Origin of the sequence: Hugonella massiliensis (genome assembly GCA_001486445.1) — a bacterium.
Taxonomy (GTDB): domain Bacteria; phylum Actinomycetota; class Coriobacteriia; order Coriobacteriales; family Eggerthellaceae; genus Hugonella; species Hugonella massiliensis.
Window position 1 is genome coordinate 280,052 of the sequence record LN908986.1, and the last position, 16,637, is coordinate 296,688.

At 64.8% G+C, this 16,637-nt stretch carries 11 protein-coding genes; 2 read left to right on the forward strand and 9 right to left on the reverse strand.

Annotation, left to right across the window (positions count from 1 at the left end; translation table 11 throughout):
- The first annotated feature begins 31 nt into the window (after positions 1-31).
- Together BN3270_RS03735 and BN3270_RS03740 are read left to right on the forward strand one after the other, a co-directional pair.
- On the forward strand, positions 32-1,459 hold the full coding sequence (locus BN3270_RS03735) for an aminopeptidase (protein WP_058985836.1): 1,428 nt from the start codon (positions 32-34) through the stop codon (positions 1,457-1,459).
- Positions 1,460-1,626: 167 nt separating this feature from the next.
- Complete coding sequence (locus BN3270_RS03740; protein WP_058985837.1) at positions 1,627-3,150, forward strand: IMP dehydrogenase; 1,524 nt, start codon at positions 1,627-1,629, stop codon at positions 3,148-3,150.
- Positions 3,151-3,610: 460 nt separating this feature from the next.
- Here the strand turns inward: BN3270_RS03740 and BN3270_RS03745 are convergent, their stop codons facing one another.
- The 9 genes from BN3270_RS03745 to BN3270_RS03785 all read right to left on the reverse strand — a co-directional run bounded on the left by BN3270_RS03745 (position 3,611) and on the right by BN3270_RS03785 (position 16,629).
- Complete coding sequence (locus BN3270_RS03745; protein ID WP_148335479.1) at positions 3,611-3,862, reverse strand: hypothetical protein; 252 nt, start codon at positions 3,860-3,862, stop codon at positions 3,611-3,613.
- A 40-nt stretch (positions 3,863-3,902) separates the two neighbouring features.
- The gene (locus BN3270_RS03750) at positions 3,903-6,227 is read right to left on the reverse strand and encodes an InlB B-repeat-containing protein (RefSeq protein WP_058985839.1); all 2,325 of its coding nucleotides are present in this window, start codon (positions 6,225-6,227) and stop codon (positions 3,903-3,905) included.
- A 217-nt stretch (positions 6,228-6,444) separates the two neighbouring features.
- Positions 6,445-7,089: a recombinase family protein gene (locus tag BN3270_RS03755; protein WP_058985840.1), complete on the reverse strand. Its 645-nt coding sequence runs from the start codon at positions 7,087-7,089 to the stop codon at positions 6,445-6,447.
- 302 nt (positions 7,090-7,391) lie between these two features.
- A complete protein-coding gene (locus BN3270_RS03760) occupies positions 7,392-8,810 on the reverse strand; it encodes a helix-turn-helix transcriptional regulator (RefSeq protein ID WP_058985841.1) in 1,419 nt (472 codons plus the stop codon).
- An 88-nt stretch (positions 8,811-8,898) separates the two neighbouring features.
- Positions 8,899-10,608, reverse strand: a complete 1,710-nt coding sequence (locus BN3270_RS03765; protein ID WP_058985842.1) for an FAD-dependent oxidoreductase — start codon at positions 10,606-10,608, stop codon at positions 8,899-8,901.
- Positions 10,595-11,215, reverse strand: a complete 621-nt coding sequence (locus BN3270_RS03770) for a cytochrome c3 family protein (protein WP_058985843.1) — start codon at positions 11,213-11,215, stop codon at positions 10,595-10,597. The genes BN3270_RS03765 and BN3270_RS03770 overlap by 14 nt, the downstream gene beginning before the upstream one ends.
- A gap of 293 nt (positions 11,216-11,508) precedes the next feature.
- Entirely contained in the window at positions 11,509-13,968 is a 2,460-nt protein-coding gene (pheT, locus tag BN3270_RS03775) for a phenylalanine--tRNA ligase subunit beta (RefSeq protein WP_058985844.1), read from the reverse strand.
- A 12-nt stretch (positions 13,969-13,980) separates the two neighbouring features.
- Positions 13,981-15,063, reverse strand: coding sequence for a phenylalanine--tRNA ligase subunit alpha (pheS, locus tag BN3270_RS03780; protein ID WP_058985845.1), 1,083 nt, complete (start codon positions 15,061-15,063; stop codon positions 13,981-13,983).
- Between the two features lie 414 nt (positions 15,064-15,477).
- Entirely contained in the window at positions 15,478-16,629 is a 1,152-nt protein-coding gene (locus BN3270_RS03785; protein WP_148335480.1) for an acyl-CoA dehydrogenase family protein, read from the reverse strand.
- Positions 16,630-16,637: the final 8 nt, after the last annotated feature.

Below are 16,637 nucleotides of genomic sequence, written 5' to 3' on the forward strand. Positions count from 1 at the left end.
CGCAAACACATTCCAAGCGAAAGGAGCACGGATGGAACGCACGAACGCGTGGAAGGCCTACGGTGCCGCCGACGAAGAGGCGGTCGAGTCCCTTGCCGCCGACTACATCGATTTCATCAGCACCTGCAAGACCGAGCGCGAAGCTGCGGCCCGCGCTATAGAACTCGCCCGCGCCGCCGGCTACGTGAGCCTCGAAGAGGCCCGCGCCCAGGGCAAGCCCCTCGCACCGGGCGACAAGGTCTACGCGAGCAACTTCGGCAAATCGGTCATGCTCGTTCAGCTGGGCCGCGCCCCGCTCGAAGAGGGATTCAACATTCTGGGCGCCCACATCGACTCGCCCCGCATGGACGTCAAGCAGAACCCCCTCTACGAATCGAAGGACTTCGCCCTGCTCGACACCCACTATTACGGCGGCATCAAGAAGTACCAGTGGGTGACCCTGCCGCTCGCGATTCACGGCGTCGTCGTGAAAAAGGACGGGACCACGGTTGCGATCAACGTGGGCGAAGACCCCGCCGACCCGGTCTTCTGCGTTACCGACCTCCTCATTCACCTGGGCGCTCAGCAGCTTGAAAAGAAGGGCGCCAAGGTCGTGGAAGGCGAGGACCTCGACGTGCTCGTGGGCAGCCGCCCGCTCGTCGTGTCGAAGGATGACGCCAAGAACGCCGCAGAGGGCTCGATCGAGGAGTTGGCCGCCAAAGAGCCGGTGAAGGCCGCCCTGCTCAAGCTCTTCCAGGACAAATACGGGTTCGAGGAGGAAGACTTCCTGTCGGCCGAACTCGAAGTGGTGCCCGCCGGCCGCGCCCGCGAGCTGGGCTTCGACCGCAGCATGATCTTGGGCTACGGCCAGGACGACCGCTCGTGCGCCTATCCCAGCCTGGTCGCCCAGCTCGAAGCGGGCGACCTCGACCGCACGGCCGTCTGCCTGCTCGTCGACAAGGAGGAGATCGGCAGCGTGGGCGCCACGGGCATGACGAGCCGCTTCTTCGAGAACACGGTCGCCGAAGTGATGGATTTGGCCGGGGAACCGGGCGAGCTCGCTCTGCGCCGCGCGCTGGCCTCGTCGAACATGCTGTCGAGCGACGTGAGCGCCGGCATCGACCCGCTCTACCTTTCCGCCTTCGAGGAGAAGAACGCCGCCTTCCTCGGCCGCGGCGTGGTCTTCAACAAGTTCACCGGGTCGCGCGGCAAGAGCGGCAGCAACGACGCCAACGCCGAATACATGGCCAAGGTGCGCGCGGTCATGGACAAGGGCGGCGTGTACTTCCAGACCGCCGAGCTCGGCAAGGTCGATATCGGCGGCGGCGGAACCATCGCCTACATCCTGGCCAAATACGGCATGAACGTCATCGACTGCGGCGTGCCGGTGCTTTCGATGCACGCCCCGTGGGAGGTTACGAGCAAGGCCGACATCTACGAAGCCAAAAAGTGCTACACCGCCTTCTTGGCCTACGCGTAAACAGAGCCGTGCTACGGGCGCCTTTCGGGGCGCCCGTTTTCGTGCGAGTGCCCCGCTCGGCGCGCCTTTTGTGCATGTTGTCGAGGGTGCACGCGGTGGGCTTTCGCGCTTATAATGAATGACCAAAGCCATACGTCGTAACGAATCGCTTTGAAAGGGATGCATCAATGGCCTTTATTTTCGACGAACCTTCGCGCACCTTCAACGAGTACCTGCTCGTCCCGGGGTACACCGGTCACGAGAACACGCCTGAAAACGTGAGCTTGAAAACGCCGCTCGTGAAGTTCAAGAAGGGCGAAGAACCCGCGATCAGCCTGAACATCCCCATGGTGTCGGCCATCATGCAGGCTGTGTCCGACGACGGCATGGCCGTGGCCCTCGCCACCGAAGGCGGCATGAGCTTCATCTACGGCAGCCAGTCGATCGAAGACGAAGCCGCCATGGTCGCCCGCGTCAAGGCCTACAAGGCCGGCTTCGTGGTGAGCGATTCGAACCTCTCGCCCGAAATGACCCTGGGCGACGTGCTCAAGCTGAAGGAGGAAACGGGCCATTCCACCATGCCCGTGACCGAAGGCGCCGATCCCCACGGCAAGCTGCTCGGCGTGGTGACCGAACGCGACTACCGTCTGTCCCGCATGGGCACCGAAGAAAAGGTCGCCACCTTCATGACCCCGCGCGAGAAGCTCATCGTGGCCCCGGGCGACACCACCCTCAAGCAGGCCAACGACATCATCTGGGACAACAAACTGAACTCCCTGCCGGTGGTCGACGAAGACGACAAGCTCATGTACATGGTCTTCCGCAAGGACTACGACTCGCACAAGAGCAACCCCAACGAAATGCTCGACGAGCACAAGCGCTACATGGTGGGCGCCGGCATCAACTCGCGCGACTACGCCGAACGCGTGCCCGCCCTGGTCGAGGCAGGCGTCGACTGCCTGTGCATCGACTCGTCCGAAGGCTATTCGGCCTGGCAGGCCGACACGATCGCCTGGATTCGCGAGCACTACGGCGACACCGTCAAGGTGGGCGCCGGCAACGTGGTCGACGCCGACGGCTTCCGTTTCCTGGCCGAAGCGGGCGCCGACTTCGTGAAGATCGGCATCGGCGGCGGCTCCATCTGCATCACCCGCGAACAGAAGGGCATCGGCCGCGGCCAGGCCACGGCGACGATCGAAGTGGCCAAGGCGCGCGACGAGTACTTCGAGGAGACGGGCGTCTACGTGCCCATCTGCTCCGACGGCGGCATCGTCTACGACCACCACATTACGCTGGCCCTCGCCATGGGCGCCGACTTCGTTATGCTGGGCCGCTACTTCGCCCGCTTCGATGAATCGCCGTCGAATTTGGTCACGGTCAACGGCAACTACATGAAGGAATACTGGGGCGAGGGTTCGGCCCGCGCCCGCAACTGGCAGCGCTACGACATGGGCGGCGAAAAGAAGAAGATGTCCTTCGTCGAAGGCGTCGACTCCTACGTTCCCTATGCGGGCAGCCTGAAGGACAACGTGACGGTCACGCTTTCGAAGGTGAAGTCGACCATGTGCAACTGCGGGTGCCTGACGATCCCCGACCTGCAGCAGAACGCCAAGCTCACGCTCGTGTCGGCGACGTCGATCGTCGAGGGCGGCGCGCACGACGTCCTGCAGAAAGACCAGACGCCGGGCTTCGTGGGCTCCACGATCGGCTAAGCAGCGCATACGCCCTAGCGGTAAGCGGGCCCTCTTCGGAGGGCCCGCTTTTTTGCGCTTCGGGGCGCTATGGATTGCGCCAGGGCGACGGCCAGGGTGGCGGTGCACGCGCCGGGCTCCGTCGACTCGGTGAGGTTCAACGCTCGTTGCGCCATCTTGCGGCGATGATGGCACAGATTGCGCGATGTGCAGTAAAAATGCGCGTCGTCTGGCACAGATATGCCGATGTGCAGTAAGGACTCTCTCAAGGTGGGCACGGATTCATCGAAGTGCAGCATCGTCTATGCTGCACTTCGGCTCTTTTGCGCCACGGGGCAAAAGAGCCATGCTGCATTTCGATGCATCTGTGCCAGCGGGGTTTGAAATCCGCTGCACTTCGGCACATCCGTGCCGCATGCGCAATCGAAGCAGGTGCTCGTGCGAAGGCGGCCTTCCCGCGTGGGCGGCTTTGCCGCCTTCGTCACAGGCGATCGACGGCACGGGCGAGGCGGGCAAGCGCCTCGTTGACGGTGGCGCGCTGGGTGGCGATGTTCATGCGCTCGAAGTTGCCGCCCTGCGCGCCGCCGAATTTGGTGCCGGCATTCATCCACAGGCGGGCTTCGTTGACCATGAAGTCGTCGAGGGGCCGGTCTCCCAGGCGGTGGACAAGCCCCGCGCAGTCGAGCCACATGAGGTAGGTGCCTTGGGGCTCCACCAGGCTGACGCCGGGCACGCGCTCAAGGCCCGACCGTACGGCTGTCGCTTATACACATCTAGATGTGTAGAAGAGACACCACGTAGCCCGTCCCGGCGCCGCGCACGCGCCAGCCGCTCACCTGGGGCGCGTCGACGTCGATGAGGGCGTCGCTCGAAAGGATACAGCGCATATCGGCGATGTCGCGGCCGGTTTCCGCATCGATCCCGCGCACCACATAGGCGTATGCCGGGTCCTTGGCGTAGACGAAGGTGATCACGTTGCCCTCCGCATTCCGCGAAAGGTCGAGCGTCGAGCCCGTCGACGACACGTAGCGATAGCCCGCTCGCACCGGGTCGCTGGCGGCAAGCGGGGTGGCCGTGACCGTTTCGCCCACGAGGCCCTGGTGCGTCTCGCGCGCGAGCACCCGGCCGTCGCCGGTCACGTGCACCACCGTGTAGGACACGGGCTCCGCCGTCGACTTCCATGCCGCGTAGAGGGTCATGTTACTCTCGAGCGCCTGGTCGAACGAGAAGCGTGCGGGCACGGGCGACCCTTCGCCGAAGTAGTACCAGCCGCCGAAGGCGTAGCCCTCCCGCGTGGGCGCGGCGGGCGCGGAGGCCTTGGCTCCCCAGGCGACCGTCTGCGCGGCGGTGGGCGTGCCGCCTTCCGCGTCGAAGGTCACCGTGACGTCGGGGCGCTTCCACAGGGCGTAGAGCGAGGCGTTCTGCGAGGGCATCGTGAGCGTGTCCTTCACCGTGGCGGTCGCGGTGGGTCGGACCGCCCAGCCGGCGAAGACGAGCCCGTCGTGGGGCGTAAGGACCGAAGCATCGACCCCCTCCCCCGTTGCGAACTGCTCGCCGAAGCGGCGCGTGACGCTGCCCACCTTTTCGCCGTTGGAATAGTAGGTGACGGTGTAGGAGCGGCGGGCGAAGCGGAATTCGACGACGTTCTGGTTGACGCGGTCGAAGTTCTTTCCCCCTCCGGGCACTGTATAGTGGCCGGTCGCATCGAGCGAGGATTCGTCGAAGGTCTGCCACGGCCCCCAATCGATCGCGCTCTCGTCTTTCCCGTCCCAATGGCTCTTCGAGCAACGCCACTGAACGGGTTTCCAGGGGGTAGTCTCGCCCTCCCCCACGAACCGGTGATAATCCCCCTTTGTTGAATCCTCCGCAAAGGCAGGGTCGTCGGAGTAATCGCCCGGGGTCAATCCTTCATTGACGTTGCGGGAATACGTCATGACCAGCCCATCGGCGAACAGGGCGATGACCGTCGATTCAAGAGACCCGGACCCCGTGAAGGCCACATCGATAGGCGTGACCATCACCCTACCGGCAGCAAGCCAATACCCGCTTTCGTTGTTCAGATACCCCTCAAAGCCCGAAGCCTTCCCGCCGTGCGCCTTGTAGAAGGAAAGCGCCGCGTCCGTATCGGGAAGATAGAAATCCTGGTACATCAGAAGCGTCTTCTTCTCGATGAGGTCTGCGTCATGCACGTGCACCCCGTCAATCGACGCATAGTAGCTCACCGTCACCGGCTTGAGGTCGTAGAACACGCCCACGATGGTCGAGCCGTCGCCTGCGATGGTCGCCTGGGTCTCGCGCGCGTACTGGTAGTACTGGTAGGGTGCGCCCTTGCTCGTGTCCAGGCGCTCGGCAGCGGGCGTCGTCGACTCGGTTGCGCCCGTGAGCGTGCGGGTTTCGATAAGCCGATAGTGCTTTTCGCCGCCGTATTCGTCGCCCGACCGCTGCAGGTAGTAGCGCACCTGGTAGGTCGCTTGGGCGGGGGCCCAAACGGCCCGGGCGGTGACGTCGTGGTCGGGAATCGCCGTGGGCAGGGCGTCGGCCGCCCCGTCGCCGTCGGTATCCCAGCCCGCGAAGGCATAGCCCTTCTTGGTGGGCGCGGCAGGCGCCACGACCGCGTCGCCCGCATGGCCCGTCTGGGGCGCCACGTAGGACCCGCCCGTTTCGAAGTAGACCCCGTAGCTGGGAACGTCCTGGTCGTAGCGAAGTTCGATCACGGCCTTGCCGTCGGCCGTGACGGTCGTCGCCCGGTCGGCTTCCCCGGTGACGCAGTGGTAGCCCGCGATGTCTTCGGGCGCAGCGGCCACCCGCGTGCCGGCGGGCGCCGTGCGCGTTTCGGTTCGGGCCACGCGGTAGCCGTCTCCCACCTGCAGCTCGACGGCCACCGTGTAGGTGGCGAGGTTGGCGTGGTAGACCACCGTGTAGACGGGGCTGTGGTCGGAACCCTGCGCCGTTCCCGCGAGGGTGGCCTGAGACGCGTCGGCGAGGTCGTAGCCGCCGATCGCAGGGCTAGGCGCGCTCCACGAGGCGCCCGCGCGCAGTTCGGTTTGGAAGCTCGGAGCGATCTGCGCGCCGGCGTCGTCGACATAGCGCACGGTCACCAGGTAGAGGCCGTGGTCTTCGTAGCGGCCGTCTGTGCCCGATTCCAGGCTGGCGGCATCGGAAGCGCTCGCTTCGTCGCCCGCTTGGGCGGCGGTATCGGCTGCGCGGGCGGCGCCGTCCTTGGAAGCGGATTCCCCCTGCGTCGCCGCGGACGCGCCTTTCTGCGCGGGCGCTTCGGAAGCGGCGCTCGCGGACGTCGCGGCAGCATTTCTGCCGTCATTTGAGCCGCTCGCGGCGCACCCAGCGATCGAAGGTGGACGCGCTCACGCCGAGCGCGCGAGCGGCCTGGGCCCGCGTCATACGGCCGGCCGACACCGCGCCCCTCACCTGGTCGAACTGGGGCGGCAGCGGAATGCGCGGACGGCCGAACCGCACCCCGCGCGCTTTGGCCGACGCGATTCCTTCCGCCTGCCGCTGCTTGATGTGCTCGCGTTCCACTTGCGCCACGTAGCTGAGCAGCTGCAGGACGATGTCGGATATGAGTTGCCCGGTCACGCTGCGCGCCGCTGTGCGCGTGTCGAGCAGGGGCATGTCGATCATCACGATGTGCGCCTCTTTGACCTGGGTGATCGCCCGCCATTCGTCGAGGATCTCGCGGTAGTTGCGTCCCAGGCGGTCGATGCTCTGCACGACGATGACGTCGCCGGGGCCCACCGTGCGCATGAGACGCCGATAGCCGGGACGGTTGAAGTCCTTTCCGCTCGTTTTGTCTTCGAAGATGCGGTCCGCCGCCACCGGGAACGCCCGCAGGGCATCGAGCTGCCGGTTCAGGTTCTGGTCGACCGACGACACGCGCGCGTACCCGTACACCTCGCCTTCCGCTGCCTGCTGTTCACGGTCCGCACCCGCACGTTCTCCCATAGCATCTCTCCTCATCTCTCATGTGCGTCCCTCCCTAGATCGCTGTGCACGGAGATCGCCACATCGTCGCCACCACACGCTTCGACTATGCCATGGGAGAACGAGGAAGTTCCAGAAAGGTGCGGGGCGCCAGCGCGGAGAGCGCGCGCCGACCTGCGGCGCCCGGCGCGGTGAAGGAGCAGCAGGGGACGCCGCATGCACGCGAAAGGGGCGCACGAGTCGCTGGGGCCGGCGTGTGACAACATCACGCGCCCCTGTTGTCCGTCGTCACGGTGACAACAGGGGCAGGTGACGTTGTCACGTTAATCCTGCACGAGGTCGATGAGGTCCTGGTGGCTGTGGACGCCGAGCTTCTCGTAGATGTGGCGCACGTGGGCCTTCACCGTGTTGCGCGAGATGACGAGCTGCTCCTGCACGTAGGTGCGGTCGCGGCCGCGCGCAAGCATGCGGAAGACCTCGCCTTCTCGCTTGGAAAGGCCGTACTGCTCGATGACCTGGGCGCACCGCGCCTCGAACACGTCTTCGGGTGACGCGGCCGCGGCGGGGCCTTCGCCGGGGTCGACCTGCTCGACCGTTTCGCTGAAGCTGAAGGCGCGCAGCCCGATGAGGGCGTAGGCCGCAACCGCCACGAGCATGACGCCCGACACGAACTCGAGCAAATCGGGCGAGGTGGCGATGAGCGAAGTGCACCATACGCCCAAACCGGCTCCGGCAATCGACCCCAGGGCGCACACGCCGCGCCCCCACGAAAAGACGGCCACGGCGCCGGCGCGGTTGCGGTTGGCCACTTCGGCAAGCACCACCCACGCGACCATGTCGAAGAGGACGTTGCCTGCCGAAAGCAAGACGTTGCTCGAAAGGAGCGCTGCGCGGTTGTCGCTCGTTACCACGAAGAATCCCGCGATCACGCAGACGACCGACACGCGGGCGAGCACGTCGTCGTCGGGGCTCTTCCGCACGAAGGCCAGGTAGAGCAGAAACGCCGCCAGGGGGACGGCGAGCAGGGCGTCGGCGAAGGGCAGGCGCAGCGCCTCGTCGTAGCGCAGGCTGAAGCCGAAGGCCAAGTGGAAGAGAAAGAGGCAGACGAAGAGCTGGCTGGCGAGCGGCAGGAACGTGGCCGGGCGCATGATGGCCACCTCGGCCGGAGGCTCCCCTTCGCTCGCCTGCTCGAACAGGGGCTGGGCGCCTTTGAAGACGAGCCCGAAGGCGACGATCGGCAGCACGAGGTAGATCAACGCCCACGCGAAGGCGGGTGCATCCGCCAGCAGGGGTACGGCCGCAAGCGCCGCCAAGAAGCCCACGGTCACCGCGATCCACATCTGGTAGCGCGACAGGTCGAGCAGGGCCAGGCCCACGAAGAGGAGGGCGCCCGCGCGGCCGGCCGAGACCAAGCAGGAGGCCACGACGAGCAGCGCCGGGCTCTGCAGCTGCAAGGCGGGCATCAGGAGCATGGCGCCCACCGTCAGGCAGGCGAACGTGGCCACGTCGAAGGATTTCAGATGGAGCACCCGCGGCTTGAAGGTGGCCAAAACGCCCACCGCCAGCAGGAAGACGGCATGGGCGAGCACCGAAAGGTCGCGCGCCGGCGAGAACACGTCGTCGAATGCGGGGAACACCACCGCGTTCATCGCGATGACGACCAGTTCCAGGCAGGCGAGCGCCGCAGCTGCCCTCCACAGTCGGCCGCTTGCGAACGCCTGCGCGCGCTTCCCCTCCGTCATTTCCGTTGCCCCCTCACCATGAAAAACGGCGGCCCCGAACGGGGTCGCCGTGCAATTGTACCGTGTATGCGCGGTGCGAGCCTTCAGGCTAGGCTTCCATCGTGGCAGCAAGTTTGCCGGCTCGACGGCCAAAGGTCATCGAGCGGCCGCACGCCAAGCCCACGAACAGGCTCGGGTAGGTGAAGCAGAAGATGCCACCCGAATCGTTGCCCACCGTGTAGAGGCCCTGGATGGGCTTGCCGGCGTCGTCGAGCGGGTGCATGTTCGTATCGATGCGCACGCCGTCGATCGTGGCGAGGAACCAGCAGCCCGTGCGGCAACCGAAATAGGGCGGTTGGTCGAGGGCGATCAGACGCTGGGCCTCCTTGTTGAATTCGGGGTCGTGACCGGCCTTGGCATAGGAGTTGTAGTTCTCCCAGGTGGTCTTCAGCGTATCGGCAGGCACTTCGAGCTTTTCAGCAAGTTCTTCGATCGTGTCGGCGCGCTGCACGTAGCCCTGGTCTTCGAGCTTCTGCAGGGCGGCGGGCATGTCGGAGATGTCCTTGTTCGACGGCGCCCCGTTGTCCCACGGGTACAGGCGGCAGCAGCCGTGCTCGTCGAAGGCCTTGGTGTCGGCGAAGTAGTTGGAATCCCAGATGTCCACGTAGGTGCTGCCCGGCTGCATCATGGCCGCATGGAGCACGTAGTCGTAGGGCAGGGCCTCGTTGGTGAAGCGCTCGCCGTTGAGGTTGACCTTGAGGAAGGGCTGCTCGCCGAACCAGAACCAGGCGCCCTTCACATCGGAGCCGGCCGTTTCGCTGGGCTTGACCGCCGCGCGGTTGAACAGGACCGACGTGCCCACCGGGTCCATGTGGGCGCCGCACCACAGGGCCGCTTTGATGCCGTCGCCGGAATTGCCCGCTCCCGGAGGGGTGTTGATGCGGATCTTCTGGTTCCAGGGCTGACGGTCGGCGAGCATCTCGGTGTTGGCCGCGTAGCCGCCGGTGCAGAGGATGACGCCGTTGGAAGCGTTGATGCGGATGTAGTGCTTATCTTTGTCATCGCGGCAGATGACGCCGGTGACGCGGCCTTCCTCATCCTGCTCGCACTTGATCAGCGAGGTGTTCCAGCGGAATTCCGCACCCTTTTCGGACGCGTAATCCACCAGTTCCTGGCCGAAGGAGAGGTTCTTGTCGTCGACGAGCTTCTGCGGGCTGTGGCTCGTGGCCCAGGCGCGTTCGGGCAGCTTCGTATCGCCCACGCCGGCTTCCCAGTTCATCTTGAAATGGCCGTTGCGTTCGCAGATAGCGGTGATCCAGTCGATCATGGCACCGGATTCGTCGGCCCACACGTTGAGCAGGCGACGGTCGGCCACGCCGTTGGAGTAGCGCATGAGGTCGTCGAGGGCCTCGTCCTTGTCGATCGCGCAGTCGGGATGGGCGGCCGCGCCTTCCTGCTGCAAGTGCGAGTTGATCGCGCCCAGGTCCTCGCGGACCGTGCCCACCTTGTCGCGCTGGTCGACGCCGAGGACGCGCGCCCCGTTTTCGGCAGCGCTGATGATGGCGGGCACGCCGGCGGTGCCGACGCCCACGACCACCACGTCGTAGTCGAGCGTTTCGGTGATGTCGGATTCGGCCACTTCGGGAACTTCGCCCAGCCACGACGGGGTGTCCGGCGTTTGCGTGCGCACGTCGTAGGCGGTGTTCTTGGTCTGCGTGCCGTTGCCGCAGCCGGTGAGCGCGCCCATGGCGGCTGCGCCGATCGCCGCGATGCCGGCCCCCTTCAGAAAGCCGCGACGGGAAACGTTAGTCTGCGTCATGAGTGTTCTCCCATCCCTCGGGCAGGTTCAGTGCATGGCATTTGCCGCAGTAGAGCGTCGACGTGGTGTGCGACTTATGGCAGTCGCCGCACTGCACCGAGCCGTCCTGGTGGCTGCTGTGCGGGTTGTACTTGGCGTCGTTGCCGGCGAAGCCCCAGGTGCTGTTCACCACGTCGTTCCAGTCGTGGCAACCGCTCTTCAGGCAGAATTCGGGGCTGGCCATGTTCTCCGCATCGGGGTTGACCAGGTTGCCCTGCTCGTCGACCGGGAAGTTGTCGGAGCTCCAGGCAACCACTTCGGTGAGCTGCTCGTCGAGCTTGGCTTCATGGCAGTCGAGGCAGTTCACGCCGGCCTGGGCGTGCGGGGTGACGAGCAGGCCCGGGTCGTCGGAGGTGTAGCTGGCCACATAGTTGTCCATCGGGGCATGGCATACCGTGTTGCAGAAGCTCGGCTGCTCGTGCCAGATGTTGAAGCCGATGCCGGCAACCACGAGCACGGCGACGATCACGCCGAGCACGAGCCACTTGTTCTTGCGCTTCTTTTCAGCGGGCTCGGCCGCGCCTGCCGCGTCCCGGGGCGTCCCTTCCCCTTTTCCTTCTTCAGACATGAGATTCCCTCCTTCTCTGTTCGGATCCAGTCTGAATATGGGTCGATTGTGCGCCCGCACGCACACGCGAGGGAATGACCCCTGTGGGGTAATTGTTGCGTTTTGCCTGTTCAGAGTGGGGTGCGTCGCACAGCAGGGGCCGTCTGATGAGTCGAAGAGATGTGGCCCCTGTGGCTCATTCAACGACCGTGCATTCCGCACAGCAGGCGCGCAGCGCGATCTCGACGGCATACAAAAAGAGCCCGCCGAAGCGGGCTCTTGGGGCTTGCGAATCGCTCTTAGCCGGTCGCGCTCTAGGCGCGGACCTCGGCGCCGGTGGCGGCACAGACCTTCTTCACCAGGCGGGTGTGAGCCTTTTCGGCCTCCTCGCCGGAAAGGGTGCGGTCCATGGCCTGGTACTCGAGCGCGTAGGCCATCGACTTCTTCCCCGCGCCCAGGCGGTCGGCGTCGCGGTAGACGTCGAAAAGGCGCACGGTCGAAAGCAGCTTGCCGCCGGCCGAGTGCATGCACTGCATCAGGCGCTCGTTGGTCACGGCTTCGTCGACCACGAAGGCCACGTCGACGGTAACGGGCGGGAACTCCGACAACTCGAAGGTGTCGCGCTCGATGCGGGCGTTGTTCACCAGGGCGTCGACGTCGAGCTCGAAGGCCACCACGGGGCCTTCGGCTTCGAAGGCGGCCACGGCGAGCGGGTGAATCTCCCCCACCCAGCCGATCTGGTTGCCGTTCGACAGGACCTCGGCCGCGCGACCCGGCTGCAGGAAGGGCGCATCGTCGGCCTCGAGGGCCTTGAAGCGCACCTTGGGCAGAGCGAGCTCGCGCACGATGTTTTCCACGACGCCCTTGCCGTCGAAGAAGTCGGCGGCCACCTCGTGGCGGTTCCAGCCCGCCGGATGCATCGACCCCACGAGCACGCCGGCAAGGCGCTCGCGCTGCTTGGGCAGCTTATGGCCTTCGGTGATGCTGAAGACGTTGCCCATCTCGTAGAGCTGGACGCTCTTCACGCCGTGGTTCTGGTTGTGCACGACGCTGCGCAAAAGGCCGGGGATGATACTCTGGCGCATCACGCTCTGGTCGGCGTTGATCGGGTTGATGAGCTCGACCGCCTCGCCGGAGACCGCCGCGTCCATGCGCAGGTCGGCCAAATCGGAAGGACGGGCGAACGAATAGGTCATCGTCTCGTTCATGCCGCTCGCGCGCAGGGCGTCGTGCAGCTTGCCCTTGATCTGCTCGGCCCACGACCGTTTGCCGATGCGGCCGCGACCGCCGGGAAGCGTGGGCGGGATGCGGTCCATACCCCAAAGGCGCAGCACCTCTTCGTAGAGGTCGATCTCGCGTTCGAGGTCGGGACGGAAGGTCGGCGCGAGGACGCGGTAGACGCCCGGCTCGGTTTCGGAAACCTGGCAGCCCAAGCGCGTGAGGGCATCGACGGCGAAGGCTTCGGGGATTTGGGCGCCCATCATCTGCTGGAAACGGGCCACGCGGAAGACAAGGTCGGCAGGCTCGTTGACCTGCACGGCCACGTCGACCAGACCACGGCTCGGCGTGCCGCCCGCAATCGCGGCGATGAGGGCGGCGGCGTAGTCGGCCCGGCGCTCGATGCCGGCGGAATCGACCTTGCGCTCGTAGCGCATCGAGCTTTCGCTGATAAGGCCCAGGTTGCGGCTTGTACGGCTCGTGTGGGCCGAATCGAAGGTGGCCACCTCGAGCAGAACGTTGGTGGTGGTGTCGGTGACTTCGGTTTCCAAGCCGCCCATGACGCCCGCCAGGGCCACGGCGCGCTCGGGCGTGGCGATGACCGTCATGTCGCTCGTGAGCTCGCGCTCCTGGCCGTCGAGGGTCACCAGCTTCTCGCCGTCTTTCGCTGCGCGCACGACGATATGGGCCTTGTCACCGCCCGCCACGAGCTTGTCGTAGTCGAAGGCGTGCAGGGGCTGGCCCAGCAGGAAGAGGACGTAGTTGGTCGCGTCGACCACGTTGTTGACCGACCGGCAGTTGCAGGTGGCCAGGCGTTCGGCGAGCCATGCGGGGCTCGGGCCGATTTTCACGTTCTGGATCACGCGCGCCGTGTAGCGGGGGCTGCGGTCCTCGTCGGCGATTTCCACGTCGACCAGATCGGACGTGGGCACGTCGCCTTCGGTGAGGGTGAAATCATCGGTCGCGCCCTTCACCGGATTGCCGTACATGGCGCCCACCTCGCGGGCCATACCCTCGATCGAGAGCTGGTCGGGGCGGTTGGGCGTGATTTCCAGATCGAGCACCGTGTCGGAAAGGCCCAGGTACTTTGCCACGTCGGCGCCGAGCGGAGCATCTTCGGGAAGGATGTAGAGGCCGTGCACCCCTTCGCCCAAGCCCAGTTCGCGCTGGCTGCAGTTCATGCCGTAGCTCACTTCGCCGCGCAGCTTGCCCTTCTTGATCGTGATGTCGCCGGGCAGCTTGGCGCCGATCATCGCCACGGGCACGCGGTCGCCTTCCTTGAAGTTCTGGGCGCCGCAGACGATCTGCAGGGGCTCGGGTTGGCCGTTTTCGCCCCGGTGGCGGTCACCCACGTTCATCTGGGTGATGAACATGTGATCGGAATTGGGATGGCGCACCATGCTGTCGACGCGGCCCACGTAGACCCCGCTGAAGCCGCAGCCGGTTTCGTCGACGCCTTCGACGCCCGTGCCGGTAAGGTCGAGCCTATCGCAGAACGCCTGCGTGTCGGTAGGCACGTCGACGTAGTTGCGCAGCCATTTCAGAGATACCTTCATCTTCGCGCCTTTCTAGAACTGTCGGAGGAACCGCATGTCGCCGTCGAGGAGCATGCGCAGGTCGGGGACGTCGTACTTGAGGCAGGCGATGCGCTCGACGCCCATGCCGAACGCGAAGCCCGAATAGACTTCGGGGTCGATGCCCGCGTAGGCAAACACGTTGGGGTCAACCATGCCGCAGCCCAGGATTTCGATCCAGCCCGTGCCCTTGCACATGCGGCAGCGGTCGCCGTTGTACAGATGGCCCGTGCCCCCGCAGACGCCGCAGGACACGTCGGCTTCGGCCGAAGGCTCGGTGAAGGGGAAGTAATGGGCGCGCAGGCGGGTGCGGCGGTCTTCGCCGAAGATCTGCTTGCACATATAGTCGATCGTCCCCTTGAGGTCGCCGAAGGTGATGCCCTTGTCGACCACGAGGCCCTCGATCTGGTTGAACTGGGGCAGATGGCTGGGGTCGGCCACGTCGCGGCGGTAGACCTTGCCGGGCGCAATGATGTAGATGGGCGGTTCCTGCTCTTCCATCACGTGGGCCTGCACGCCGGAGGTCTGGGTGCGCAGAAGGACGTCGGACTCGCCGCGCACAGCCGCCTTGTCCCCCGAGCGGTCGACGACGTAGAAGGTGTCCTGCATGCCGCGGGCCGGATGGTCGGGCGGGGTGTTGAGGGCCTCGAAGTTGTAGTAGTCGTTTTCGACTTCGTTGCCCGAGGCGACCGAATAGCCGATGCCCATGAAGACTTCGGCGATTTCGTCAGTGATGCGGCTGATGAGATGGCGGGAACCCACCTGCTGGGCGCGACCCGGCAGCGTGACGTCGACGGCGCTGTCGGCGATTTTGGCCGAAAGCTCGGCGCGGGCGAGGGTTTCCTTGCGTGCGGCCAGGGCGGATTCCACCGCGTTGCGGGCGACGTTGACCGTCTTGCCCACCGAAGCGCGCTCCTCTTTGGGGACGCTGCCCATCGAGCGCAGGTAGCCGGTGAGCGTGCCCTGCTTGCCCAGGACGCCCACGCGGACCTGCTCGAGCGCGGCCGTGCTGTCGGCCGCGTCGATGGCGGCGAGCGTTTCGGCCTGAAGCGCGTTGATTTCGTCAACGATTGCCATGCATGTCTCCTTCCACGGAAAAGCCCCTTCTCGTCCTTCGATCCAAGGACGAGAAGGGGCTCTCGCGGTACCACCCTGGTTGACCGCGGCCGTGCGGGCCGCGCATCCACTTGCTGCCCGATAACGGGGGCGGGCCGATGCAGCCTACTGAGCGCGCACCGCGAATGTCGCAGACGCCGTTCAACCGCACAGCTGGTGAAGGGAATCATCGCGCGCGCTTCGGGGCTCTTTCAGCCAAGGGGCCCTTCTCTGTGTCGGCGGCGAGGCGCGATGCTGTCTTCGTCATAGCCTTTGCGTATTCGATTGCGGTGGCATTATAGCGCATGCGCCCGACCCGCCCGCGGCAGGGCGCCGGTTGCTTCCACGGTGGCTCCATAATGCGCGAAGGGGCGGCGGGGACGCTGGTCTACGAAGCTATTGCAACGCGCGTTTGGTGATTAACTTGCAAGCCAGCTTCGTCATGAGCTCATCTGCACCTTGGGCAATCTGGTTTCCTCGGCAATCTTGCCAAATGCGACCCACCCTCTGTTCGTCGGTATACCCCGAACCGCCAAAAATCTGAAGGGCCATGGACGCGACATCCGTTGCCGCACTCGGCACGTATCGTTTCATCAGCGCGCAAGCAAGATGGGACTCATCTGTTTGTTGCCCATCGAGCGCGGAGGCTGCATGGTAAACAAACATGCGCATACTCCGAATGCTCGTTTCCATGTCGACGAGTTTTTCCTGGATAGAGGAAAGAGAAGTCATGCGGCGCCCCTTGATCATTCGTTCAGTCGCATGACGCACCGCATCGTCGAAGGCGGCCTCGGAGAGACCCAAACTGGAAGCGCACACGAGCACACGACCTAACTCGTACTGACGCTTTAGCATGGAATCGAGCTGGCCCTCGGTTTGTATCTGCCAATGAGGTTCGAGCTTCACCTGGGAAAACTCAATCCGTGCAGGAGAAAGCATCTCCTGGCCCAACGTTGCGAGAGGATAGGTAGAAATACCTTCTGAATGAACAGGAATGAGCCAAAGCGACAGCCCGCCATCCGAACCACCGTAAATCGGATCATGCGCAAGAACGAGGACCCAGGGCATAAACTGACCGGAACTCACAAAGTTTTTGGTACCGTTCAGGTAGATGCCCGCCTCGTCAACGCCGACAGAGGTACGCACTGCCGAGGCATCACTGCCGGCATTAGGCTCTGAGAAAGCCTCTGAAAAACCGATTCGTCCTCCTTCGAGCGAAAACTGCTCGGCAATCTCTCGCTGTGACTGTTCGCGCATGGTAGACAACAGCGCAATAGACGTCATATCCCCTAGGACAGGCATGGTCGCTCCACAGCGTCTCATCATCTGTTCGATGAATGTCGCGCGAGCAAGGAATGACACATCCGCCCCTCCAAGCACAGGAGGAAACAAATATTTTTTTAGCTCACCCTGATAAAGGCATCTGGTCAGTTGATCTGGAACTCCGCGGGTTTGGACCCAATGGCGGACCCTTTCTTCAGTCACATTGGCATCACAGAATTCGTTAACAGAGTCGATAGCCTTCTTTTGTTCTTTCGTATACTCCATGAACGCCA

Excerpts from the sequence above, each read along its gene's own strand:
- BN3270_RS03735 (WP_058985836.1), top strand. The coding sequence starts at position 32 with ATGGAACGCACGAACGCGTGGAAGGCCTACGGTGCCGCCGACGAAGAG.
- BN3270_RS03740 (WP_058985837.1), top strand. The coding sequence starts at position 1,627 with ATGGCCTTTATTTTCGACGAACCTTCGCGCACCTTCAACGAGTACCTG.
- BN3270_RS03755 (WP_058985840.1), bottom strand. The coding sequence starts at position 7,089 with ATGGGAGAACGTGCGGGTGCGGACCGTGAACAGCAGGCAGCGGAAGGC.
- BN3270_RS03760 (WP_058985841.1), bottom strand. The coding sequence starts at position 8,810 with ATGACGGAGGGGAAGCGCGCGCAGGCGTTCGCAAGCGGCCGACTGTGG.
- BN3270_RS03765 (WP_058985842.1), bottom strand. The coding sequence starts at position 10,608 with ATGACGCAGACTAACGTTTCCCGTCGCGGCTTTCTGAAGGGGGCCGGC.
- BN3270_RS03770 (WP_058985843.1), bottom strand. The coding sequence starts at position 11,215 with ATGTCTGAAGAAGGAAAAGGGGAAGGGACGCCCCGGGACGCGGCAGGC.
- pheT (WP_058985844.1), bottom strand. The coding sequence starts at position 13,968 with ATGAAGGTATCTCTGAAATGGCTGCGCAACTACGTCGACGTGCCTACC.
- pheS (WP_058985845.1), bottom strand. The coding sequence starts at position 15,063 with ATGGCAATCGTTGACGAAATCAACGCGCTTCAGGCCGAAACGCTCGCC.
- BN3270_RS03785 (WP_148335480.1), bottom strand. The coding sequence starts at position 16,629 with ATGGAGTATACGAAAGAACAAAAGAAGGCTATCGACTCTGTTAACGAA.